Genomic DNA, 24244 nt, shown 5'->3' with positions numbered 1-24244 from the left:
ACTTACTTTAGTGTGAGACTCTTGATACTTTCGCTATCTGATCCGAGGATCAGCTCGCTTTCATCAAGCGCCCACACTTATCGGCTGTTAATTTTTAAAGAGCATTCTGCGAGGAACTTCGTGTTTCCCAGCAGCGCTGCGTTTTCAGCAGCAGAGAAGCGAGATTATGAACCGTGTTTCGCAGCTCGTCAACAACTTTTTACACTGCATCGTTGCGACTGCGGGGCTCAACTTCCAGGCCAGTTGCGCGCTCCAGACTCCAGCACACCACCCGCCCTGCTTCCCTTCTCCCGCGCCGCGTTTCCGTTAGCGCGAAAGAGGCGTGATTCTAAGCACCCACCCCCGTCTACGCAAGCCCCTTTGTGAAAATATTTTGAAAAAGCCCCCGTGCGCTGGCGCGCACGGGGGCTTGGGGCTCGACGGGCCACGCATCGCAACGCGAGCCCCCCTCTATTGATGTGACGTATGACTGTCGTCCCCCTATATACGAGGTCGCGGAACGGACAAGGAAGCGGGTGCCGTCGAGTATCATGCCGCGACCGAACCACGCACTCATATCCACGATGGACAGCACCTCTCAATCCGGCGACGCCGACCTTCGCGACGAATATGCAGCGCTGCGCGAGCGCGCCATCATCCTGGAAGAACAGGCTCCGCCGCTTCTGCAACGCATCTCGGATGTATTGCCGCGGATCAGCGGTGAATCCGAACTGGCGGATGAGCATCGCGAGCGACTCGTCGGTGCGCGCAACGCAGCGATGGTCTCGATCGAAAACTATCAGCAGGCGATTCCTTTCCTGCAGACGGCCGACTCGATCATCGAGCAACTGGACAAGACGCCCGAGCGCGACGAAGACATCGAGTGGCGTGAGTCGCTGCTGCAACGGCTCGACGAGCTGATCGATGTCGCAGTCGTGATGATCGACGATGCCGAAGGCTACTTCGAACAGGCGGACGCCTGCGATCTGTCCAGCGTACCGAAAGCCATCCTCGAGGATTGAGCGACGCTGCTCGGGACCGCGTAGCGCACCGGCATGATGTCGTGTGCGCCAGCCATCCCCATGTTTGCCGGCCTGCAGCCCCGGCCCGAAGCCTTCGCCGTCGCGCGGGGCGCCGCCCTCCCGCAAAAGCTCACCTTTTCGCACCTCCCCGTCGCCCGGGCGGCGCGACACGACTACAGTGCGTCGAGAACGATCGTCTCGCTCACGATCGGCACGCGGATATATCCGCCCTCCGCATCGCCATACGCGTGCGCATTCCCGTCGATGACGCATTGCGCCGTCAACGCGCAAAGGGTCGCGTCTCGCGCATCGACGGACTTCAGCGTCGACACGTCGACGCCCAGTCGTTCCAGCAATTGCCGGCGCTGGTTGCGTTTCTGCTTCGCCGATGCGACGGCCCTCCCCAGCATCGCGCAGGTGATCGCATAAGGATAGGTTTCGAAGCTCGCGCGCCCGCCCGCATAGCGGGCGCCGGTCAGCAGCGGATAGGCATCCGCGAGCGAGCGGTAGACCCGCTCTCCCATGAACATCCAGTCGAAGAAACCTGACGTGCTTGCAACCGCCTGCTCCCGCGACGGCGTCGGAAAGCACGAGATCCGTTCGCGCGCGAGCGCCTGTTCGGCCGCGCGGCGCCCGCTCCCCGTCCACCACAGGCTCGGCGCGTCGACACCCACGGCCACGACGTCATGGGCGAGGCACAGCGCAGGCACCGCCTCGGGCGCGATCCGTTCCTCGCGATAGACGACTGTCCGTCCGCGCAGGATCACGAGATCGCACTGCTTCTTTTCTCCACCCACATCGACACCCGCCACGGCCGACGATTGCCACGTGGCGGATCCGAAGGATCGAGCGGATCGCATGCGGGCGCCTCAGTCTGCCGGCCGTGCGTCGTAGGCGGTGTCGAAGATCGCCTCGAGACCGGGATGCACACCGCGCATCGGGTCGACGACCGACTTCGCCCAGTCGAAATACGCCTGCTTGCGCTCGAGCGGCCAGTCCGCGGGGGGATGCCGCGCGATGTCGCGCAGGTTGCAGATCTTGTCGGCCAGCTTCACGAGCTTCGCGCGCCGGCTGATGGTCGCCGCATGCTCGACCTGCAGGCGCTTGCGCTCCTCCTTCGGCAACGACTTGTCGTCGGTGACCTCCATCACGATGTCCGCCACGTCCTTGCCGAACAGCCGCAGCAGTTCCTGCTCCGTCGTCTCGGTATCCTCGACCGTGTCGTGCAGCACGGCCGCGACGATCACGCGTTCGTCCTCGACGCCGGCCTCGTTGGCCAGCACATCGGCGAGCGCGATCGGATGATTGATGTACGGTGACGCTTCTTCGTCCTTGCGCCGCTGATTGCGATGCTTGTCCGCCGCGAACGCGATGGCGGCTACCAGCTTTTTCATATTCCCCCCTCGTGTGGCCTGCCCCGCGGCCGGCAGAACCGGCCGCGTGCATTTCGGAACCGCACATACTACCTGTTCGTGATGACCCTGCCCGCGCGCCGGCATTCACGCATGCCCTGCGTCACGCGCCCACCGGTGCGCGCTGGAGCTCGACCACGTTGACCCGCGCGCCGAATACGTCCCTCACGAGCGGCAGCAGGTGGTCGTGGTGCGTCAGGAACAGCACCTGGGTTCGCGTCGACAGATCGCGCAGCGCATCGAGGCCGGCCTTCGCGCGCGCATCGTCGAAGTTGATGAACAAGTCGTCGGCCACGAACGGCAGTGCGGTCCGACTGCCGAGCTGCAGCTCCAGCGCCGCGATCCGCAACGCGAGGAACAACTGGTCGCGCGTCCCTTCGCTCAACCCCGCGACCTCGACCGATGCCCCCTGCGTCCGTCGTGCATACAGCGCGGGCGGCGTCCGTTCGGTATCGACGGTCAGCCGCGCGAATTCGCCCAGCGTGAGCCCCGCGAAAATCTCGCCGGCCCGCCTGAGCATCGGCCCCTGCTTCTGGTCGCGATAGCGATCCGTCGCCCACTTCAGCAACCGGCTCGCCGTGGCCGCCTCCAGATACTGTTCGGCTGCTTCGCCCATCGCCGCCAGCGCTTCCTGTCGCTTCGATTCGGCAACGGCCGCGTTCGCCTGGCCGTCGATCGCACCGAACGCCTGATCGGCCACGACCTGCTGCTGGGCAAGCTCGTTCAGACGCTTGCCGACGTCGCCGAGCGACTGTTTCACCGCCTCGAGGTGCGCCGGTACGTCGGCGATGTCCTGCTCCGCGACTTCCGCTTCGACGGCGGACCGGGACAGGCCGTCACCATCGCGCACCAGTGCCTCGTGCGCGGCATCGACTGCCTGTCGAAGCTGGCGCTGACGATCCGAGCGTTCGGCCAGCGGCAGCGCCGCGTCGATCGACGCGACGCCGGCCAGTTGCAGCAGCGGCTGGATGCGCGCATCGGCACCGGCCACCGCGGCGGCGGCATCCGCGACCTTGCTGTCAGCCTGCCGAACGGCTTCATCGGCACGACCGATCGCACGCGCGATTTCCTTTGCAGTCGAAAGGCGCATCGTCAGTCGGCGTGCGACATCCGGCCAGTCGCCGCTCGTCAGCCATTCCGGCGCGAGCGCTTCGGCGAGCCTTCGTGCGCCCGACTCGAGCGCGGACAGCTCCGCACGGATCGCAACGATCCGGTTGCGCGGCGCGTCGGCATCGGCCAGTTCGACCGTCACCGCGTTGGCGAGCCCGAGCGCACCTTCCGCGGCGGCCAGCGTCGCCGCGCTCGTGGACAACTTCGCGGCGGCCAGCGCGTCGCGCCATTGCACCTGCCACGCATCGTAGGCCGCCTGTGCGTGGCCGGCGCGCGATTGCGCCGTCGCGCATCCGCGTTCGGCTTCACGCGCGCGATCCTCGAGGCTGTCCTGTTGCGCGAGCGCCTTCTCGGCCGACTGTACGAAGGTCTCGGCGATCGCGACGAGCGCCGCCAGACCGTCCGACTCGCCGCCGCGCGACACGGTACGCAACGCCGCACGCAACGCAGCCTCGGCACCGGCCCGCGCGGCACGAATCGTGTCGAATTCGCGGCGCTGCCGGTCGAGATCGACCTGCGCGGCGAACACCGTGTCGCGCTTTGCAAGCCAGTCGCCCATCGCCGCCAACGGCATGCCGGGCACCGCGGCGGTCGTCGCGAGCGCGGCCCATGCGTCGCGATGCGCGGTGAGCTCACGCTCGCGCTCGTCCAGCGCGGCCTGCCTGCGCGTCACGCCGGCACGCGCGGATTCGACCTGCTGGCGCAGCGACTGCAATGTCGCCGCCGCCTGCGTCGCACCGAGCTGTGCGTCGACGAGTTCGTCCGCCAGGCGGATCGCGTCGTCGACCGCAGGTGCGCCCGTTGCGAGATCGACCGCGCCGCTGCGGATATCGCCCCACGCGCCGTCGCGTCGCGCGCGCGCCGCCAGCACGTCGGCGGTCGTGACGACCTTGTGGTTCTCCGCGAAGTGCTTTTCCTGCAGTTCGAGCCGCTCGAGCTCTTCGAGTGCGCCGCCCCGCGCGTCGCGTGCAGCAGCGACCGCGCTCGCGCATTCGCTGTCTTCCTTCAGCAGCGTGCCGAGCCGCGCCGCCGACGGCACGTCGAGCGCACGCAGCGTATCGACCGGCATGCGCCACTGGCCGAGCGCATCGAGTGCGCCGGACAACGTGCGTTCGGCGGCGGCGATTTCCTGCTCGAGCGCCTGCTCGCGCTGGCCACTGTTGCGAAAGCCCTGCGCATCGGCCAGCGCAGCACGCAGCGCCTCCGGCACGTCGACGGTCGACAGGCGCGCCTGTTGTTCCTGCACCTGTGCAAGCTCGCGCGTGCGTTCGTCGAGCGATTCGCGCGCGCCGGCAAGCGCCTGGTGCAGCGCACCGTGTTCGCGCAACAGGTTCGCAACGGTCTTCAGCGACAACGCGGTCGGCAGCGATGCACGCAGCGACGCTTCGTCGGTCGGCCAGCCGAGCTGGGCGGCCGCTGCAAACGCGGCGGACAGGTGCCGCTCGACATCCGCGCCGAGCAGCAGCAGATCCTGCGCGTGATTCATGCACGCGCCGCGCAGCCGGTCGAGCGCTTCGATGTCGGCTTCGAGCGCCAGCGTGTCGGCGTCGGCGTCGATCGCATCGCGCGCCTGCCGTTTTGCAAGCAGGTCGGCACGCCGTTCCTCGAGCACCTTCTGTTCGGCCGCGAGATCGCCCTGCGCCTTCAGCAGGTCCGCATACGCGGTGGGCGGCAACTCGACGACCGGGCCCAGTTCCGCCAGCGCGGCGTCCTTGACCGTCAGTTCCTTCAGGTACGGTGCCAGCCGTCGCACGCGTTCGAGCTTCGAGCGCAGCGCTTCGAGCCGACGCTGTTCGGCACGTGCCTGCTCGATCTGCTGTTCGACCGCTTCGCGCGCGTCCTTGCGCTCGACCCAGTCGCGCGTGCGCACCTGAACCGTCTTCAGTTCGGTCACGGCTTCGTTGAACGATGATTCGGCGAGTGCAAACGCGCTGCCGCTGCGGCGCGGCGCCCAGAGTTCAGCCGAACGCGCCTCGAGCTCCTCACGCACCGGCCCGAGACTGCCGACACCGGCAGCCGATTCGAACAGCACCTGGCCGAGCTTGTCGGAGGCGTCGAGAATGCTCCGGCCGCCGTCGACCAGACGCCCGTGATCGAGCCCGAACATCTGTTCGAAGAATTCGCGCGTGGCGCCGTCAAGGACGGCGGCCAGAAAGTCGTCGGGCAGTTTGTCGTCAGCGGGTGTGCGCAGCGGACTGCGCCCGCGCGCGCGGTGGAACGCGAGTTCGCCCGTGCCGCTCTCCAGCACGCCGCCGATCCGCAGTTCGGGCGTGCTGTGCAGGAAATCAAGCGGTGTCTGCAGCTTCATCCCGAACAGCAGCTCCGACACGGCCGTGCGAATCGTCGACTTGCCGGCCTCGTTCGGCCCCACGATCACGTGGAAATCCTCGCCGGCCGCCGGGAAACGCAGCGTCTCGTCGGTGAACTTGCCGTACTTGATCAGTTCGAGCCGGTTGATCCGCATCGCTTATTCCCCCCTCGCCAGCCGCGCGAGCAACGCGGGCCCGACTTGCTCGACGAGTGCGGTCAGCTCACCCGCGCGCGCCATCGTCAACAACGGCACCTCTTCCTTCACGTCGCTGCGCACCTTGCCGACGAACGGCTTCAGGTCGCGCTCGAGCAGTTCGAGGAAATCCGGATCGCGCGCGGCGTCGGCCAGGATCTGCTTCAGGTCCTCCAGCGCTTCGAGCGGCTCGCTTTCGCCCGGCTGATGATCGGTAGCGGACGTCGCGAGCCGGACCTTCTCGAGCCACAGCCGCTCGTTGCCGATGATGCCGATCTGGTTCAGCACCTCCGCGCGCAACTGCGGCGCGCGGCCGAAAAAGAGGCCATGCGCGGGCGTGCGCCCCGTGACCGTCACGCGCACCGCGCGCGGCACATGGCCGTCGACGGTCAGCAGCGCTTCCAGCGCCTGGCCGATTTTTCTCGAGAGGTCGGCGACGGTAAGGCAATCGGACGCGTCGACCGACACGGCTTCCCACCGAAGCACGTCGAGATACAGGCGCTCGACCTGCGTGCGGCCCTGCTCGACCGTCACGAGCACCGCGCCGCGGCGGCCCGTCTCGCGGATATGGCGCCCCTGCAGGTTGCCGGGAAACACCACCGTGGACGGCCCCGACCATTGCTGGAATTCGTGCACGTGGCCAAGCGCCCAGTAGTCGTAGCCTTTCGCGTGAAGTTCGGCCAGCGTGCACGGCGCATAGTTCGCGTGCGCCGCATAGCCTTCGAGCGCCGTGTGCAGCACGCCGATGTTGTAGTAACCGGGCACCGGGTCCGGGTAGCCGATCGCGAGATTGTCGACGACAGCCTTGTCCTTGAAGCTCTGCCCGTGCAGCGCGACGTCGAATTCGGGCAGCTTGTGGGTTTCCGCCTTGCGGTGACCGAACACGGTGACGTTGTCGGGCAGCGTCAGCTTCTTCGTCATCTCGCTTTCGGCATCGTGGTTGCCGCCGAGGACGAACGCGCGGATGCCGGCCTTGCGCAGGCGCCCCATCTGCTGGCCGAAGAAGATGCCTGTGTTGTGGTCCTTCCAGTCGCCGTCGTACAGGTCGCCGGAGATCACGAGGAACGCGACTTCCTCTTCGATCGCACGATCCACGAGCTGTCGCAGCGCCTCGCGCGACGCGTTGCGCAACTGCGCGGCCGGCGCGTCGGGATAGGCGCTCAGGCCGTGCAACGGGCTGTCGAGGTGTATGTCTGCCGCGTGGATGAACTTCACGAAGATTCCTTTGTTTCATGACGATGGGGCCAGCGATCGACGTGCGGTGCCGTCAGCCGGGCCATCAGTCGCAATCCTGGTAGCCGCCGAGTTCGCCGCAATGGATGCAGCAAAACATATACGCGGTCGGCGAGCCGTCCTTGTCGAGTGCGGCGAAGAAGCGCTCCCACTCGGCGCCCTTGTCGAGTCCGGTCGATTCGCGAATCGACACGACCGCCTGCGGGCCGAGCGCCGTCAGTTCGCCCGCACCTGCCCGGCCAATGAACTGCGCGCCATCGCCGCAATGCGTCCACCACCGTTCCTGCTGCCAGCCCTGGAAGCCCGGCGTGCGGCAGGCGATTTCGTCGACGACCGCGTCAGGTACATCATCCCACTCGCCGCCGCCGATGCCGTACGTGTCGGTAAAGACCGCATCGAGCCGCGCGTGTGCCGAACCGTCGGCGACGCACCACGGGCAGATGCATTGCTCGTACTCGTCGACCGCATACACGGGGCCAGCGTACACGTAACCACGTGCATCGCCGCAACACACGCAGCGCGCGTCCGAGCGGATCACGCTACCCGTTGCCAGCGGGTCGGGATGGTACCTGAAAGCGGGTAACGACATGAGGCTCTCCGTCGATCCGGATGGTGGGAGTGCACGCGACGCGAATTCGAACGGCCATTGTGCCGCAGCCCGGCCGCGTTACTGCGGAATCCCGGTCTCGACAAACGTGCCGTTCACGAAACGATAGACGCGATGCGTTGCACCGCCGTGAGAAAGAAATTCCCACCGGATGTCGATGCCGACCGGGTCGTCGCGCCACGCGATCGCCAGGTAGGGCGATTGCGCGCCACCGTCGGTGTCGAGCGAAACGGAGTCGAGGCAGCTTTGAACCGGCAGCGAGAAACGCGGCACGGCATGGGCGCCGTGCAGCTCCAGCACGTACAGCGCCCCTTCTTCGCCCGCGCCGCAATATCCTGTCGGGCGGCTGCTCGACGAGCGGTTGACGACGACCAGCAGATAGTCTTTGCCGTCGATTCGCTTCGAACGGTCCGACGGGAATGCAACACTCGATGCATCGCGCAATGCGTGGCGAAGCGCGGCCGGCACGATCAATACCGATTTCCGGTGGCGGGCGGCATCGACCTCGAACAACCCCGGGCGCGCCCATTCGATCGCGTGACCGTTGGCGAGCCGCACCGATTCGGGCGCCGGCGTTTCGGCGAAGGCAACGGCGGCATTCGAGGCCAGCAGCGCCAGCGCCGCGAGCTTCAACGCCATCGATTTCATCGGGATGATCCGTGTCCGCATCAATCGCGCAGGAGGGTGGTGAAGTTCATCGCATGCGCCGGCATGCCGTTCGGGCAGCCCCGATCCAGGAACGCCCCGCGCGCGTCGTTCGTCACGACGCACGCGGCCGATCCACGAGATGCCGTCACTCGCCGCGCGGTACCGGCGGCGGTGCATAGCCGTTGTCATTGCCGGGGAACGGATTCGCGTTGCGGCGCAGCGCTTCCTCGTCGTTCTCCTTCTGCGCGAACACCGCGACACCGATCACGCCGACGTTCGCGGCATCGCCATACTTCGAATTCGCGACATAGCTGTCGGGCACCGCCGCGAAGCGGAACGCGGCGACTTCGTCGCGGCTCTTGCGGAAACCCTCGATCGTCAGCGTGCGGCCCGGATACAGCACGTAACCGCCGTTCGTATAGCTGCCGGGCCGCCCCGACAGCACGTCGAGCCCGTCGACGCTCGACACGATCTCGAACGTACGGCGCCCCTGGTTGCGCAGCACGATCATGTAGCGCGAACCTTCGACGCCCGCCATGTGCCAGCGGCCGTCGCTGCGTGCCAGACGCAGCGGCGCGCCCTTTTCGTCCGTGAACGACAGCGCGATGTCGCCGTTGGCGAGTGCGACGCGAGTCGGCAACCGGCGAACCTGGGACGCGGGAGGATGTCCGGGCAACGCGTCGTTGTAGTAGACCGACGCGAGATCCGTCGGCTTCGCCGGATCCGCGCGTTCGAAATCGACCTGGCGGGTTTCGGACCGCACCGACTCGCCCCATGCCGTGCCGAGCCCGCGGCGTTCGCTGGCGTCCGGTGCGGCGGCGGATGCGCTGGTACTGCCGGACGGCGGGGGCGACCCTGCGCAGGCGGCCAGCCAGAGCGCGCAGGCGAGCGCGAGAAGACGGAACAGGATGGTCATGACGTGATGCCTCGGAATGTTATCGGGCCGCGCCGGGCTGGCCGGAACGGCGTTTTGGTGTCGTCTGTCGTCACGATGTCGATCGGACATGCTGGCCCGTATCCCACGGCGCCGCGATCGCGGCGGCCCGGCAACCGGGAGCCTCGCTATTTAAGCATGGCCGGCGGGCGATGGGCAGGGGGTGCGCACGCCGCACGTTGCCGGTCCATGCCGGCAGGCAGGCCCGTCGCGTCGCCGGATGGGTGGCGAACGCCGACGCATCCCGGTATCGAGGACGGGATGAACGGCACGCCGCGCGCGCCCATAAAAAAGCCCGGCCCGCATCGAAGCGGGCCGGGCTCTATCGGGAAGCGTGACGCTTACAGCGCGCCGCCTTGCGCCGACGCCGAACCCTTCACACCGACCGATGCGCCACCCTGCACCGAGTTCGTCGCGCCTTCGAGCGCCTCGCCGGCCTTCGCCTTCGCGCCGCCCGCGACGTCACCTGCCGTCGACATCGCGCCTTGCGCACGGCTCTTTGCCGTGCCCGCGACGTGCTTCACGTGCGATTTCGTCGAGTGGACGGCCGATGCGGCGGCATCCTTCGCGGTGCCCGCTGCCGAACCGACCGCATGCGTCGCACCGCCAACCGTGTCGCCGGCTGCCGAGCCTACGCCGCCGACCGTCTTGCCGACGCCGTTCAGCGCGCCGCCAACGACGTTGCCCGCACCCGAACCCGAGCCTGCCGCATTCGCGCCGGCGCCAGCCTGCACGCCCACGCCACCGCCGAGCAGCGGCGTCTGAACCTGCGCGCCGACACCTGCGGAACCCTGGGCACCGGTCTGGGCCGTCTGTGCGAAAGCAGCCGAAGTCGCCATTGCCGTCAGTGCAGCACCCACCAGAATCGTACGAATCGTGTTCATGGTCATTCTCCCCAAAGACGTTGTTGCTGCGGGCCGCCTTCGTGCGGCTTGTCGCATGCCTTGCCGCGACGTGCGGCAGGTGGAGCTAATGTAGCGGCGCGGACGCGCAAAACGACTGATTTGCGGGGACTGTTACTTCCGTTGCAAATGCTGACGATTGCCTCACATAGTTTGACAATCGGGGGCTTGCGGCGGGATTGAGCGGTGGACGGGGTGACGCTGGAGACGTGCCACGCGGAGCATCACACGACGGCGACGCGGCCAATCGGGGCGGATCAGGAAAACCGGCCGCTTCGATAAGCATTCCAAAGAACGTGTATCGCCCAGCCATCGGTGCGGCCCGACAACCAATTCCTCGCGATGAGTTCGATATCGTCGGATACGCATGCCGCCGCACCGGCGTTCCCCGCTGCGCCGAACGCGAGCTTGAACGCCTTTTCCCTCAGCGCGCTCACGGCCGGCCGGTCGACCGCTGTGCCTGGATCGCCATCGACTTCATCGAACGACGCCATCCACTGCGCATCGAACAGCTCGGCATCGCGACTGTCCAGCGCGCGATCGCAATCCAGGTCGTCGAGGAAATCGAAAAAGCCCGGCGCCGACAGGATGGCGTCCATTTCAAGCAGATGCGCGCTCGTCATTGCGACACCTTCACGATGTGCGGCCCCGACCGCCCGTCGATGCATACAGGTAGTTCGGGGCCGCGCGATCTGCCCGGTTACGGCCGGAACGTATCGCCGAGCACGACGCCTTCACGCCGCGGATCGGTGCCGCCCTGCAACGCGGGCGACTGGCCGACCGTTACGCGCATCACGGTATTGACGCCGCTCGCCTGCGCGGACGTCGATACCTTGTGCCCGAGCGCGAGCAGCCCCGTGATCAGCGGATCGTTCGCCCCGTTGTTCGTCGTGTTGACATTCGGGTGCTCGCCGCCGATCGTGGTCGTCGGGCTGTTGCTCGCACCGAAGTCGACGAGCCCCGCCGACTGCTGCGCGTCGAGCCCCCAGTCGAGCGCGCCGACGAGCGTCTTGACCACATATTGCGGAATCGTGCCGCCGCCCGGCGAACCGGTCGCCATCACGAAATCGCCGCGCGAACCGTCCGCGGCCTGCCCGAACACGATCGTCGGCGCCATCGAGCTGCGCGGCCGCTTGCCCGGCTGCAGGCGGTTGGCCACCGGATTGCCCGCGCTATCGACCGGGTTCGCGGAAAAATCGGTCAGCTGGTTGTTCAGCAGGAAGCCGTTGGTCATGTGGAACGAGCCCATGCTCGACTCGACCGTGGTCGTCGCGCTCAGCACGTTGCCGTCGCCGTCGACGATCGTGAACTGGTTCGTGCCGTGCTCGATCAGCGTCGTGTCGACACCGAGCGGCACCGCGCCCAGATTGCCGGGCTGGGCGGTGCCCATGCTCTTGGCCGGATCGATCAGCGCCGCGCGCGATTTCAGGTACGGCTTGTTGAGCAGCGTGTTCCACGTGCCGCCCGGCAGCGGCACGAAATCGGTATCGGCCACGTACTTGTCGCGGTCGGCATACGCAAGCCGTTCCGCCTCGGTGATGAGGTGCACGCCCGTGACGGTCGGCTTGCCGCCTTCGAGATCGATCGCCGTCGGCTTCAGCGACTTCAGGTCGTAATTCTCGAGAATGCCGAGCGCCGACGCGACCGCGATGCCGCCCGACGACGGCGGCGGCATCCCGCATACCCAGTAGCTGCGATAGGTCGTGCACACCGGATCGCGGCGCTTCGCCTGGTACGCGGCGAGGTCGGCGACGGTCGTCTTGCCCGGCGTGAGCGTCGACCCGTCCGCGCCCTTCGTCGTCGCGATCTTCGCTACGATGTCCTGCGCGATCTGCCCCGTGTACAGCGCGTTCGCACCCGACTGCGCCATCTGCGTCAGCGTGCGCGCATAGGCCGGATTTTTCAGGACGGTGCCGAGCGTCTTCGGCGACCCATCCGCGTTCAGGAAATACGCGGCGGCCTCGGGGTCGCGCTTCAGGTTCGCGGCATTCGCCGCGATCGCGTCGGCGAGTCGGCCACCGATCGGGAAGCCGTTGGTCGCGAGCGTGATCGCATCGCCGAACAGGTTCTGCCACGGCAGCCGGCCGTGATCCTGCTGCAGCGCCTCGATCAGCCTCGGCACGCCGATCGTGCCGATCGAGCGGCCGCTCGCCCGTGCATTCGGCAGCGGCGCGGACCGGTCGGTCGCGTCGTCGACGTAGCGCAGGTAGTTCTCCGTCGCGGCCGCCGGCGCGGTTTCCCGGCCGTCGTACGCCTGCAGCGTCTTGCCGCGCGCATCGTAGTACAGCAGCACGCCGCCGGATCCGAGGCCCGTCGCCTCGGGCACGGTCAGGCCAAGCACGGCCTGCACGGCGACCGCCGCGTCGGCGGCCGTGCCGCCCTTCTTCAGCACCGCGCAGCCGGCCGCGCTCGCGTACGCGTTCGACGTGGCCACCAGGTAGGTCTTCGCATAAACCGGCTTCATCCCGGTGCGATAGCCCGAGGAGGCCTCCGGCAATGACGGGTCGCCCGGCTGGTTCGAGCCCACCACGACCGTCGCGCCGCTGTTGTCGACCGCGAGGCAGCTCGCATCGGTGGAAGGTGTCGGCGTGCGGCCTGCGTCGTTCTCGACGTCGCCGCCGCATGCCGTCAACAGGGCGGCCGCGAGCAACGCGGACGCATACGGAAAAATCGCTGTTCTGTTCATTGTCTGCCGATGTTCTCGTAGGTCGTTGCGATGGACATCACGCTGCCTGCGACCCCCTCGGTGCGCCGGCAACGCGCTCGATAGTCCCATGAACAGAATTTTTTCCGCAATAAGGGATTGGCGTCGCGCGGCCGGATGTTGTGTGCGCAACGTCACCGCTTACGCACGCGGGTTCGCGTGTTGCACTGCATCGCAGTGCGATGCGCCCGCGCGACCGATGGCGTTACTTTGCTGCCCGACGGCGCTTGCCGGCTGCGCCACCGTCGCGCACGAATCCGCGCTCCATCGCTTCGATCGCCTCGGAGAAGAACTCGAGAAACATCGTCATCGCAACGGTCGCGCTCATGTCGGTCCGCTGATAGATGCAGCTGAACGAGCGCGCCCCCGCATCGGCAAGCGGCGTCCACGCGAGCCGGCCAGCGGCCACGTCGTCCGCGACGTTCTCGGCGATCAGGAAGCCGACACCCGCGCCTTCGGCCGCGAGGCGCCGAACCATCGGCACCGAGCCCGTCTCGATCAGCGGCCGCACGTTGCGCGGCTGCCGCGCATCGATCTGGTCGAACATCGCGCGCAGCTCCGTGTCGGGTGTCATCAGGATCAGCGGATGCGCGAAACAGTCGCGCAGCCGCACCTTGCCGCCGGACGCCGCGAGCGGATGGCCGGGCGCAGTGACGACACCCAGCGGCTGAGCGAATGCGCGCACCTCGACGACGCCCGCCGACGTGCGCCGGCGCAACGCATAGCCAATATCGGCCTCGCCTGTCTCGACCCAGCGCACGATGCTCTCGCCGTTTCCCGAACGCACGCTGTACGTGACGCCCGGATAGCGACGCAGCGCAGCGAGGATCGCGTCGGGCACGAGCCTTTCCGCGGTCGACGCGGGTACCGCCAGGTTCACGTGCCCGCGACGCAGCGCACGCAGGTCCTCGACCTGCGTGAGCGCGTTGTCGAAGTCGCGCTGGCCGCGCCGCACGGCCGCGATCACGATCTCGCCGGCGAGCGTCAACTGCATGCCGCGCGGCAGCCGGTCGAACAGCGGCACGCCGACCTGGTCCTCGAGATTGCGGATCTGCTGGTGCACCGCCGCAGCGGTCAGGTGCAGCGCGTCGGCCGCCTTGCGAATCGAGCCGCGCCTCGCGACCTCGTCGAAACAGCGGAATGTCTGCGATATCGAACGCATAAAAGGTCCGTTAGATTTTTCCGAACAGGCCGTCAAGAATAATCCAATTTTACTGACCGTCCGGATCGTCTAGATTCCGCTGCATCCCCGCATCCGATTCGAATGGAGACCGCAGTGACAACCGTCGACCAGATTACCCAGCGCCGCCGTGGCGTCGGCCTCATCGCCCACGATCCCGCCCTGTCCGCGGGCGGCTATACGCTCATCGCGCCGCAGACGGCCGACGGCAACGTCTATCTCGTCGGCATCGACGGCGAAGTCGCCCACCAGTGGAAGATGCCCGTGCGCCCCGGCCGCCATGCGGTGATCCTCCCGAACGGCAACCTCGGCTACAACGGCAACCATCCGCAATCCGAATCGCGCTATGCGCCGTGGTCGATGTGGCATGGCGGCGACTTCTACGAAGTCACGCCGCAAGGCGAAACCGTATGGCGCTACGAGGATCCCGCGCACCACCACGATGCGCAGTGGCTGCCGAACGGCAACCTGCTCTACGCCGCGTGCGAGCCGGTCGACGCCGCGTTCGCGCGGCGCGTGCCGGGCGGCACGCCGCACGGCGACGACGAAGCGATGTATGCGGACGTGATCCGCGAAGTGAACCGGGCCGGGCAGATCGTCTGGGAATGGCATGCGCGCGACCATCTGCGGCCCGAGGATTTCCCGATCGCGGCCGGTTTCGGGCGCTATCACTGGCCGCTCGTCAACGGCCTCGCGGTCGATGCGAACGGCCGCGTACTGATGAGCCTGCGCACGACGTCGGGCATCATCGGCGTGAATCGCGAAACCGGCCGCGTCGACCTGCGGATCGGGCCCGACGTCGTGTCGCACCAGCATGCGCCGGTGCCGCTTCCGAACGGCAACATCCTCGCGTTCGACAACGGCAATTTCCGCCACGGCGCGCACGTCGTGTTCTCGCGCGTCGTCGAGATCGATCCGGCGACACAGCGCGTCGTGTGGTCGTATGCGGATGACGTCGTGAACCTGTTCTACACGCCGTTCATGGGCAACGCGCAACGCTTGCCGAACGGCAACACGCACGTCACCGAATCATCGACGGGCCGGCTGTTCGAAGTGACGCCCGCCGGCGAGGTCGTCTGGGAATACGTGATTCCGTGGTTCGCCGAATACCCGGACGAAGCCGCGCGCAAGACCGGCCCCGGGCAGCTCAACAGCGTATTCCAGACGTTCCGCTACAGCGCCGCGCAACTGCCCTGGCTGCGGGCCTGACCGTTCGTTCACCGCCGGTTTCCGGCGCTCGTCGCCGTTCGCTTCGAAGGGGCCTGTCGTGTCGCACGATCCGATCTCAACACCCATCGACGCACGGCTGCCCGCCTGGCAGCTCGCGCTGTTCGGGCTGCAGCACGTGCTGTCGATGGCCGCGTCCCCGATCACGGCCGTGTTCCTGATCGCAAAAGTGCTCGCGCTGCCGGCGGACCTGACGGTCCAGCTGATCGGCGCGACGTTCTTCGCGTGCGGGATCGGCACGCTTCTGCAATCGCTCGGCGCCGGGCCGATCGGCGCACGCATGCCGTTCGTGATGGTGCCCGGCGGTGCGCCGACGATGCTGTTCGCCGGCATCGCCGCGCAATCGGGCCTGCCGACGGCGGCCGGCTCGGCATTGCTCGCCAGCGCGTTCTACTGGGTGCTGCTGCCCGTCTTCACGCGCTGCCTGCGGCTCTTTCCGCGCATCGTCGTCGGCGCGATGCTGTTGCTCGTGTCGGTCAACCTGATCCGGATCTACGCGACGATCGTCGTCGGCCAACCCGGTTCGGCCGATTTCGCGCAGCCGCGCGCACTCGGTCTCGCGCTGGCGACGATCGTCGCCACCGTCGTCGTGGCCGGTGCGTTCCGCGGCACGCTCGGGCGGCTCGCGGTGCTGATCGGCCTGATGGCCGGTGCGACGCTCGGCTGGGCGCTCGATGCGATGCCGGCGCTCGCCGACGTGTGGCGCGGCCCGCTGTTCACGCATCCGGTATGGCTGCCGTTCGGGATGCCGCGCTTCGACGTGCTGGCCGCGCTGCCGCTGCTGATCTTCACCGCGATCTCGATGGCCGAGGCCACCGCGCAGACGGTCGCCGTCGGCGAAACGTGTGGCAAGCCGATCTCGCTGTCGCGTGACGTGCCGAAGACGATACGCGGCGATGCGCTGGCGTCGCTGGCCGGCGCGCTGTTCGGCACGCCGCTGATCGTGACCAGCGCCGAGAATATCGGTGTCGTGCAGACGACCGGCGTGCGCTCGCGCTACGTGACGGCTGCCGCCGGTGCGATCCTGATCGTCATCGCGCTGTTCGCACCGCTCGCGCGGCTCGCGTATGCGATTCCGGCCGCCGTGGTCGGCGGCACCGCGCTGGTCGTGTTCGCGATGATCGGCGTGATGGGCATCCGGCTGCTCGCGAGCGTCGACCTGCACGTGCGCGCCAACCAGTACACGCTCGCAGCCGCGCTCGTCGTCGGCCTTGCGCCGATCCTGGTGCCGAACCTGTATCGCCATTTCGGTGCGCCGGTGCAGATCGTGTTCGGCAACGGCATGGCGGCCGGTACGCTCGCGGCCATTGCGACGCAACTGGCGTTCGCTGCATTGGCGCGGGCAAGGGGACGGGTAGGCACGGTAGCAGCAACTGCGCCCTCGCGCGACGCATAGCGGCGACGGCCGGCAGCGCGACACGCGCGCAGGCCCCGCTTGACGACGCTCGAGGTTCGACCGACAATCGCCGCTCCCTCCTGGCGCGGGCACTCGATCCAGCCGGCGCGTGCGTCTCCTCGACGCCGCCCCGGCTTCAGGTCTTCCAGTCCCGATCTCCGCGCCGCCGTGCCACGCACGCAAACCGCCGGCCCCGCCGGACACGCTCACGCAGGTATCGCCCCGAACGCCGGCTGATCGCCGCGCGGTCGCGTTTTCTCCTGCCTATTCATTTCGGAGTCCAATATGATGGTTCGTCTTTCCAAGGCAGCCATGGTGCTTGCCATGGCTTTTTTCGCCTCGCTCGTCGCGTTCGGCAACATCACCGACTACGCGACGAATTTCGCGTTCGTGCATCACGTGTTCCTGATGGACACGACGTTCCCCGGCAACGGGATCATGTTTCGCGCGATCGGCACGACGTGGATTCATCACGCCGGCTATATCGGCATCATTTCACTGGAAACGCTGACGGCCGTGCTGTGCTGGATCGGCGGTGTCCGCCTGCTGCGCGCACGACGCGCCGGCGATGCGGCATTCCGCGCGGCCAAGGCGTATGCGATCGCCGGCCTGACGCTCGGCTTCCTCACGTGGCAGGTCGCCTTCATGTCGGTCGGCGGCGAGTGGTTCGGCATGTGGATGTCGAAGCAATGGAACGGCGTGCCGGACGCGTTCCGCTTCTTCATCACGCTGCTGCTCGTGCTGGTCTACCTGACGATGAACAACGACGGCATCGACGACACGCGTACCGCGCAGTGACACGGCGCTTGCATCGGGCCGGGCGGCCAACAGGACATCGGGACGATTGCCGGCGTGACCGCGTCCGGCTATAAATCGTGCATGGACACGAATCGCTGGATTCACGACCCCGTTGGCGCCTTCCGCGCGTGGCAGGAGACCGCCGCGACCGGCGCCGATCGCCGGCCGTTCGCGCCGCGATCGGTCGTGCAGCACGTCGCGATGTTCGAACGGTTCCTGCGTTATCTGACCGCACGACGCGTGTCGCTGGCCACGTTCGGACCCGACCACGTCGCGGCCTTCCTGGCGGAACTCGATCGCACCTGCGCGCCCGGCACGTCGACCCGCGTGCGCTACGCGAAGCTGATCGACCGGCTGGGCCGGCATCTGGTCGACGCCGGCGTGCGCACGATCCATCCGGCCGGCCGGACGACGCGCGATCTCGCATGGCCGGACGGCGAGCCCGAGCCGTGCTATCTGCCACCCGATGCCGACGCAGCGCTGCAGCGCCACGTGCAGCCGCGAGCACACGACACGCGCACCGACTGCAGGAATCGCGCAATCGTCGCGCTGCTGCTTGCGAGCGGCATCACGTCGGCCGAGATACGGGCGACAACCTGCGACGCGCCCGATCTCGACGCGCAGCCGCCTGCGCTCGCCGTGCCGCGCGATCGGGCGCGGCCGGGGCGCCGAATCACGCTCGCCGAATTTGCGCTGGCGCCGCTCGCCGCATGGCGGGTGCGCTCGGCAGACACGCCGGCATCCGCGTTGCTGTTTCCCGCGCCGCGCGGCGGTGGCGCGATGAACGACATGTTCCTGCTGCTCGTGGTGCGCGACGCGCTGACCGCGATCGGTTTCCACGCGGCGGACATGAGCCCGCGCGTGCTGCGCAATACGTATGCGCGCCGCCAGTTGCTTGCAGGCCACGCGCATGCCGACGTCAGTGCGATGCTCGGTCTCGTCAGCACGCGAACGGTCACGCGCATCCGGCAGACGCTGCCGCCCGATGCGGCCGCGGACCGCGCCGCGCACGAGCGCTGATCCGGCCCGCGCTCGGCGCGCGCCGCGAGTCGCTCGGCGCCCTATTCGCCCGGCGGCGACTGGATCAGCCGCAGAATCCGTGTGTCGTACGGCGATTGCATGACTTCGGCGATACGAACCTCGGAAGCGACCGGATGCAGCGGATTCAGCAGGAAGTTGTGCGCGTGCGGCACGACGACGCTCGGCACGCGCAGCAGCGCGCTCGGCTGCGTATGCAGCCACTCGGTGCCGGCGCTGCGGGTCCAGTCGACGTTGGTTCGCCAGTCGTCCGGCGCGTCGCCCTCCGCGATTTCGGCGATATCGACCGAATCGGCCACCTCGATGCGAAGCAACTGGTATCCGCTCGGCAATTGCGCGACCGTGGCGATTTCGAAATGAACGAGCGTCTCGAGCAGTGCGAGCGCGGGATGCTCGGCGAGATACACGACGGGCTGCCCGGCAAAATGCCAGCGCCCGCCGGCGCGCAATCCGCCGATCCCTTTCAGGTCGGCGAAATTGCTGATCCGCCACAGTGTCGTCAAGCGAAGTACCCCTCGTCGATTTGCGTGAGGGCTTCCTCGACGAGCCGCGCGCCATGCTCGGTGCTCGCCATGTCGAGCGACGTGCGGCCGCCGAAGCGCTGAAGCCCGTTGCGCAGCCACGCCATCGCCTTCTCCTGGTCGCCGAACGTGGCGGTCGCCTGCGCGACGATGCGCGCGAGACGGATCGCCTTGTCGGATTCCTCCTGCGACAGGCGTTCGTGCGCCTGACGACGATGGCTCAGCGTGCGACGCGGAATGATGAAGGCCAGCTCGTCGGATTTCAGCCCGCGCTCGGACAGACGGTCGATCACCGAGACGTCGATGCGGGCGCTCGCCAACTCGGCAAGATCGGCCCCCGATCGGACACGGATCGCCAGCAGCTGTTCGAGAATCGTGAATTCGGCCTGACGCGGGTGCGCGACGCCCGAAGGATGGAAAGCAATGGTGCTCATGGTCTCTCCCGGCAATTTGCCCAATCATTATAGGCGTTTTGCCGAAAACCTGCGGACGCGGATGAAGGGCGTGCCTGTGGTGCTCGTCGGGGTGCCTGCGGAGGCGAGGACGACGTACGCCATCCACCTGGAGGCAAGCTTCTACGGCCGCGAATCGGAGATTCGCCCAGGGGATGGGGTGCAATTATTCAGTATATAAAGTCCCGACAAACGCCGCACGGTTGTCACGTAACAACTTTTTAACTGATTGCATTTTCTCCGATTTCGCCGGCTCATCCTCCCCGGCAAGGTCGATCGGTTCGATCAAGACAAGTGGATGTTCTTCAAGCGCGCCCCGTCATCAGGAACGCCGCTCCCGACGATTCACCGTCCATCGCGACGGAACCGCATCGCCGTGCACTCGTGCCGGATGCGCTCCCATATCGCGCGTTTCTCGTCATCGTTCATGAACACCCAGTGCGAGACCTCGTCAGCCGTTCGGCCGCATCCCTTGCAGAGATCGTCGAACAACGTCGAGCACACACCGACACAGGGGCTGTCGGGTAAGTCATGAAGTGTGGAAGCCATTGGAACGTTCGTATCGGTTGAAAATCCGGCAGCGTTACGAATTACGCTCCCATACATGGGTACCTTTCAGCCCGGGCCGGCTGTCCGAATGATGGCGTTGTCGCCGTACGATGCGGCGTTCACGTGTGCCCGGGTTCGATCGTGCGGTTGCCATCTACAGTCGCACGACTTAGTCATTCAGGAGCCACGATTCACTTTTCGCGCACGACCCCCGCTCAATATCCGGGATCGTGCGCCACACCGCGAGCAATCAGCCGGCCCACGCGGACGACCGGATCACGCTGCAGAAATTGCCTGCGTGGAAATGCGGGTCCTTGTCTGCGAGCACATCGGCCTTCACGTTGCCGAACGTCGTATCAGGCTTGTGCTTGATCCCGTCGTAGAACGCCTGAATGATGTCTTCCTTGAAGTGCGGCGTACGCGGATGCGCACGAACGACGGCCTCGCGCTCCACATCGCTGTATTCCGGATAGGTCAGGCCCAGCACATCCATCTCGACGCCCGCGGTAACGAGCGCGATCACCGGATGCATGTGCTGCGGGATGCCCGGCGTGGTATGCAACGCGATCGAGGTCCACACGACGTCGATATCCTGCTGCGAAATGCCCTTGCCCTTCAGGAAATCGCGTGCGGCATTGGCGCCGTCCACCTCGAAACGCTCGCATGCGCTGCTGTGTTTGTGCGTGAGCCCCATGTCGTGGAACATGCACCCGCAGTAGAGCAGCTCGGGATCGTATTTCAGCCCGCGCCGCTGGCCCGCAAGCGCCGCGAAATAGAACACGCGGCTGGAATGATGGAACAGCAACGGAGACGCGGTATCGCGAACGAGCTCGGTGATTTCGCGCGTCAATTGGCTATCGGGAATGGTGATGCCTGCAACGTTCTCAGTCATGATCGACCTCCATTGAAAACACCCTCGATTCTCCGGCGTCCGATAGCTGTCTCCAATAGACGTGTTACGTCAGATCCTGCCATTTTGCGCGACGGACGGACACGGCGCCCGCGCAGCAGGAAGAACGCCGGAAACAGGCCCGTCTGCGAGCCTCGCGCGCCACTGGCGCCTCTATACTGCTACCCGTCACGTTCGACACACCACGCAATCGATCATGCCGAAGGTCGTAGGAATTTTCGCCGTTCCGGGCGTTCAACTGCTCGATGTCTCCGCACCGCTCGACGTCTTCGCGCAAGCGAACGCCGAATGCGGGAAGCCGTTCTATACATTGCGGATCATCGCCAGCGAGTCCGGTCCGATCCGCAGTTCGTCCGGTGCGCAGTTGCTGCCCGACTGGATCGTTCCCGACATTCCTGAGCGCATCGACACGCTGCTGGTCGCCGGCGCGCCGAGCGCCGGCCGGATCGCACTGCGCTCCGACGTCCTCGCGTGGCTGCGAGCGGCGGCCGTGCAGAGCAAGCGCTACGGCTCGATCTGCACCGGCGCGTTCATCCTCGCGGCCACCGGCCTGCTGAAAGGCCGTCACCTGACCACGCACTGGGCTGCGGCCGATGCGCTTGCCGAAGCGTATCCATCGCTCGCCGTCGACGCGGACGCACTGTATGTGCGCGACGGCAAGCTGCGCACCGGCGCCGGCGTCACGGCCGGGCTCGATCTCGCGCTCGCGCTGGTCGAGGAAGATCTCGGCCGCGAGATCGCGCGGCGCGTCGCCGCACAACTGGTCATGTTCTTCAAGCGCCCGGGCGGCCAACTCCAGTTCAGCCGCAAGGGCGAGGCGCGCCCTGCCGGACGTTCGGTACTGCAGGAGGTCCAACGCTGGATCGCGGCGAATCCGGAACTCGAGCATTCGGTGGCGGAAATGGCGAAGCATGCAGGCATGAGCCCGCGCCACTTCGCACGCCTGTTCCGCGCGGAAGTCGGCATGACGCCGGCCGCATGGGTCGAGGCGACCCGCATTTCGGCCGCCCGCCACTTGCTCGAGAACGGTCACGACACGCCGAAACAGGTCGCCGCGAAATGCGGCTTCGCGAATGTCGATACGCTCAGGCGGTCGTTCACCCGGCACGTTGGAATCACGCCTGCCGAATACCGGAAACGGCAGGCGGTCCTGGTCGAGTGACGCGGCCGTGTGCCACAAATACGGCACGAACGATATAAACAGCCTCACTCAAATACTTCGTAATGCGATTTAACTGGTCGTTTTGTGGCCCCTACCGACCGACGGCATCGCCCCACTCATGGCTCCGTCCGCAGTCCCCGTCAAGCGCCGGACAGCCTCGCAATCATCAGACGAAACACCCCGCCGCCCCAGATCGTTTACCCAGTTGCAATAATCATTCGCTGGAACGCGTATTTCCGACCGGTAACGCGATCGCTACGATGCAATCAACCGCTGAACGCAACAAGCGAAGCGCGAAATCAATGAAACCGGAGGTCATCATGAAGTCGTTCATCTACGCTGTCGTCGCCGCAACCGCCCTGTCCGCCTCGTACGGCGCATTGGCACAATCGAATCCGTCGGGCCAGCTGACGCGTGCCCAGGTGCGCGCGGAACTCGTCCAGCTCGAACAGGCCGGCTACAAGCCCGAAGTCTCCGATCAGTATTACCCGCGCGCGCTGCAGACCGCCCAGGCCCGCGTGACGAACGCCGATGAAACCGGCTACGGCGCGCAAGCCTCCGCCGGCGTACGCGCCGGCCGCGCGATCGCAGTCAAGCAGGATGGCCGCGACTCCGTGTATTTCGGCCAGTAAGCCGGACACGCGCCCGCGTATTCCGATACGCGCGCAGCAAACGAAACACCCCGCTCCCGTTCGTCGGGGCGGGGTGTTTGTTTTCCGGCCGTCCGCGCCCGGAACGGATTGCGCGTCCCGATCGATGCGGTCTCGCGAGTCGCGTGCCGCGCGGCTCCGTTCACGACGGCAGCCGGTGTTTGCGCATAGAATGGCCGCGTGGTCGGTGCCGGTCAAAACGAACGCGAGCGGAACCACGACGCCCGGCTTGCCCGATCGTCGCCGCGCCCGCAGGCCGGCCCCGATGCCGCACTCATCGCATTTTTCGAAAAGGAGCGGTTTCATGTCTCAAACATCCGGTTCCATGATCACGTTTCGACGCCCGGACGGCCAGGAACTGCAGGGCTATCTCGCCACGCCGGCGAAGACCGAAGGCGCGCCCGCGGTCGTCGTCATCCAGGAATGGTGGGGGCTGAACGACCAGATCCGTGGCGTCGCGGATCGCCTCGCGCGCTGCGGCTACTTCGCGCTCGTGCCCGACCTGTACCGCGGCAAATCAACGGTCGAGGAAGAGGAAGCACACCACCTGATGACCGGGCTCGATTTCGGCGACACGGCTTCGCAGGACATTCCGGGCGCCGTGACGCATCTGAAGACGCTCGCCTCGCGTGTCGCGGTGACGGGTTACTGCATGGGCGGCGCACTCACGCTGCTGTCGCTGCAGTTCGCCGATGCGGACGCGGGCGTCACGTGGTACGGCCTCCCGCCGCTCGACTACCTCGATCCGGCGAAGCTCAAGGTGCCGCTGATGGGCCACTGGGGCACACAGGATGCGTTCTTCGCGATCGACCAGGTCGATGCGCTCGAGAAGAAGCTGACCGATGCGAAGGTCAATGTCGAATTCCATCGCTATCTCGCGCATCACGCATTCGCGAACGAAACGGCTGTCGGCCCCGGCCGTATCGCCGGCACGCAGTTCGATCCGGTGTGGTCGCAAATGGCGTGGGATCGCACGCTGACGTTCTTCGGCCGCACGCTTTGGGAAAAGCAGGGGTAACGTAACGCCGCTTCCGACGCGAGCGGCTACGTAGACTGCGGAAAAAGAAACGCCACGGATTTTCATCCGTGGCGTTTTCGTTTTCGCGTCGGGCAGCCTCCGCGAACAGGGGCAATGGCTCGCCCCTGCCCTTGGTCTTGCTTACCCGTTCGTCGCCGTTGGCGACGCAGGCGCCGGAGCGGCCGCCTTGTCGTAGTCGACCGGTGCATCCGGCGCGCGCGGCGTTTCGCCGGCCCGCTCGATCCACCCGCCGCCCAGCGAACGGTACAGGTTGACCAGGTTGGTCCAG

23 protein-coding genes are annotated in these 24244 nt (G+C 66.8%); 8 read left to right on the top strand and 15 right to left on the bottom strand.

The features are described 5' to 3' along the window. Nucleotides 1–563: 563 nt before the first annotated feature. A complete protein-coding gene (locus LGM56_RS36510; RefSeq protein ID WP_226208196.1) occupies nt 564–1001 on the top strand; it encodes an ATPase in 438 nt (145 codons plus the stop codon). 173 nt (nt 1002–1174) lie between these two features. Here the strand turns inward: LGM56_RS36510 and LGM56_RS36505 are convergent, their stop codons facing one another. The 11 genes from LGM56_RS36505 to LGM56_RS36455 all read right to left on the bottom strand — a co-directional run bounded on the left by LGM56_RS36505 (nt 1175) and on the right by LGM56_RS36455 (nt 14216). Further along, on the bottom strand, nt 1175–1861 hold the full coding sequence (locus LGM56_RS36505; protein ID WP_089498226.1) for a DUF429 domain-containing protein: 687 nt from the start codon (nt 1859–1861) through the stop codon (nt 1175–1177). A 9-nt stretch (nt 1862–1870) separates the two neighbouring features. After that, the gene (locus LGM56_RS36500) at nt 1871–2395 is read right to left on the bottom strand and encodes an HD domain-containing protein (protein ID WP_043185438.1); all 525 of its coding nucleotides are present in this window, start codon (nt 2393–2395) and stop codon (nt 1871–1873) included. 121 nt (nt 2396–2516) lie between these two features. Then, the gene (locus LGM56_RS36495) at nt 2517–5987 is read right to left on the bottom strand and encodes an ATP-binding protein (protein ID WP_226208195.1); all 3471 of its coding nucleotides are present in this window, start codon (nt 5985–5987) and stop codon (nt 2517–2519) included. 3 nt (nt 5988–5990) lie between these two features. Further along, nucleotides 5991–7241, bottom strand: a complete 1251-nt coding sequence (locus LGM56_RS36490; RefSeq protein ID WP_226208194.1) for a metallophosphoesterase family protein — start codon at nt 7239–7241, stop codon at nt 5991–5993. A gap of 64 nt (nt 7242–7305) precedes the next feature. Continuing rightward, complete coding sequence (locus LGM56_RS36485; protein WP_226208193.1) at nt 7306–7848, bottom strand: CbrC family protein; 543 nt, start codon at nt 7846–7848, stop codon at nt 7306–7308. 78 nt (nt 7849–7926) lie between these two features. Continuing rightward, the gene (locus LGM56_RS36480) at nt 7927–8514 is read right to left on the bottom strand and encodes a hypothetical protein (RefSeq protein WP_226208192.1); all 588 of its coding nucleotides are present in this window, start codon (nt 8512–8514) and stop codon (nt 7927–7929) included. Between the two features lie 145 nt (nt 8515–8659). After that, a complete protein-coding gene (locus LGM56_RS36475) occupies nt 8660–9430 on the bottom strand; it encodes a hypothetical protein (protein WP_089430063.1) in 771 nt (256 codons plus the stop codon). Between the two features lie 359 nt (nt 9431–9789). Next, complete coding sequence (locus LGM56_RS36470; RefSeq protein ID WP_089498228.1) at nt 9790–10332, bottom strand: hypothetical protein; 543 nt, start codon at nt 10330–10332, stop codon at nt 9790–9792. A gap of 275 nt (nt 10333–10607) precedes the next feature. Then, nucleotides 10608–10973 carry a hypothetical protein gene (locus tag LGM56_RS36465; RefSeq protein WP_226208191.1) on the bottom strand — a complete coding sequence of 122 codons (366 nt, stop codon included), beginning with the start codon at nt 10971–10973 and terminating at the stop codon, nt 10608–10610. 77 nt (nt 10974–11050) lie between these two features. Next, nucleotides 11051–13036: a gamma-glutamyltransferase family protein gene (locus tag LGM56_RS36460; RefSeq protein WP_226208190.1), complete on the bottom strand. Its 1986-nt coding sequence runs from the start codon at nt 13034–13036 to the stop codon at nt 11051–11053. A 223-nt stretch (nt 13037–13259) separates the two neighbouring features. After that, nucleotides 13260–14216, bottom strand: a complete 957-nt coding sequence (locus LGM56_RS36455; RefSeq protein WP_226208189.1) for a LysR family transcriptional regulator — start codon at nt 14214–14216, stop codon at nt 13260–13262. A gap of 102 nt (nt 14217–14318) precedes the next feature. Here LGM56_RS36455 and LGM56_RS36450 point away from each other — a divergent pair, with 102 nt between their 5' ends. The 4 genes from LGM56_RS36450 to LGM56_RS36435 all read left to right on the top strand — a co-directional run bounded on the left by LGM56_RS36450 (nt 14319) and on the right by LGM56_RS36435 (nt 18675). Then, nucleotides 14319–15443 carry an aryl-sulfate sulfotransferase gene (locus LGM56_RS36450; RefSeq protein WP_089498219.1) on the top strand — a complete coding sequence of 375 codons (1125 nt, stop codon included), beginning with the start codon at nt 14319–14321 and terminating at the stop codon, nt 15441–15443. A 58-nt stretch (nt 15444–15501) separates the two neighbouring features. Beyond that, the gene (locus LGM56_RS36445) at nt 15502–16857 is read left to right on the top strand and encodes a uracil-xanthine permease family protein (protein WP_226208188.1); all 1356 of its coding nucleotides are present in this window, start codon (nt 15502–15504) and stop codon (nt 16855–16857) included. 285 nt (nt 16858–17142) lie between these two features. Continuing rightward, nucleotides 17143–17655: a DUF2165 family protein gene (locus LGM56_RS36440; RefSeq protein ID WP_226208187.1), complete on the top strand. Its 513-nt coding sequence runs from the start codon at nt 17143–17145 to the stop codon at nt 17653–17655. Nucleotides 17656–17736: 81 nt separating this feature from the next. Further along, the gene (locus LGM56_RS36435) at nt 17737–18675 is read left to right on the top strand and encodes a tyrosine-type recombinase/integrase (protein ID WP_226208186.1); all 939 of its coding nucleotides are present in this window, start codon (nt 17737–17739) and stop codon (nt 18673–18675) included. Between the two features lie 41 nt (nt 18676–18716). On the opposite strand, the gene LGM56_RS36430 is transcribed toward LGM56_RS36435, so the two are convergent. The 4 genes from LGM56_RS36430 to LGM56_RS36415 form a co-directional block, all read right to left on the bottom strand. Further along, nucleotides 18717–19196, bottom strand: coding sequence for an RES family NAD+ phosphorylase (locus LGM56_RS36430; RefSeq protein WP_089498215.1), 480 nt, complete (start codon nt 19194–19196; stop codon nt 18717–18719). Continuing rightward, entirely contained in the window at nt 19193–19648 is a 456-nt protein-coding gene (locus LGM56_RS36425) for an antitoxin Xre/MbcA/ParS toxin-binding domain-containing protein (protein WP_089430054.1), read from the bottom strand. The genes LGM56_RS36430 and LGM56_RS36425 overlap by 4 nt, the downstream gene beginning before the upstream one ends. A 363-nt stretch (nt 19649–20011) precedes the next feature. Continuing rightward, the gene (locus tag LGM56_RS36420) at nt 20012–20215 is read right to left on the bottom strand and encodes a DUF1289 domain-containing protein (RefSeq protein ID WP_226208185.1); all 204 of its coding nucleotides are present in this window, start codon (nt 20213–20215) and stop codon (nt 20012–20014) included. A gap of 250 nt (nt 20216–20465) precedes the next feature. Beyond that, a complete protein-coding gene (locus LGM56_RS36415; protein WP_011349307.1) occupies nt 20466–21107 on the bottom strand; it encodes an HD domain-containing protein in 642 nt (213 codons plus the stop codon). A 214-nt stretch (nt 21108–21321) separates the two neighbouring features. On the opposite strand from LGM56_RS36415, the gene LGM56_RS36410 reads away from it, so the two are divergent. From LGM56_RS36410 to LGM56_RS36400, 3 genes are all read left to right on the top strand, one after another. Next, nucleotides 21322–22287: a GlxA family transcriptional regulator gene (locus tag LGM56_RS36410; RefSeq protein WP_226208184.1), complete on the top strand. Its 966-nt coding sequence runs from the start codon at nt 21322–21324 to the stop codon at nt 22285–22287. A 320-nt stretch (nt 22288–22607) separates the two neighbouring features. Then, a complete protein-coding gene (locus LGM56_RS36405; RefSeq protein WP_226208183.1) occupies nt 22608–22919 on the top strand; it encodes a DUF4148 domain-containing protein in 312 nt (103 codons plus the stop codon). 322 nt (nt 22920–23241) lie between these two features. Beyond that, nucleotides 23242–23955: a dienelactone hydrolase family protein gene (locus LGM56_RS36400; protein WP_226208182.1), complete on the top strand. Its 714-nt coding sequence runs from the start codon at nt 23242–23244 to the stop codon at nt 23953–23955. The last annotated feature ends 289 nt before the right edge of the window (nt 23956–24244 follow it).

Origin of the sequence: Burkholderia sp. AU38729 (assembly GCF_020419725.1) — a bacterium.
In the GTDB taxonomy this organism is placed as follows: Bacteria; Pseudomonadota; Gammaproteobacteria; order Burkholderiales; family Burkholderiaceae; genus Burkholderia.
Note: the sequence above shows the minus strand (reverse complement) of the source record. Positions and strands in the feature narration are given on the sequence as shown.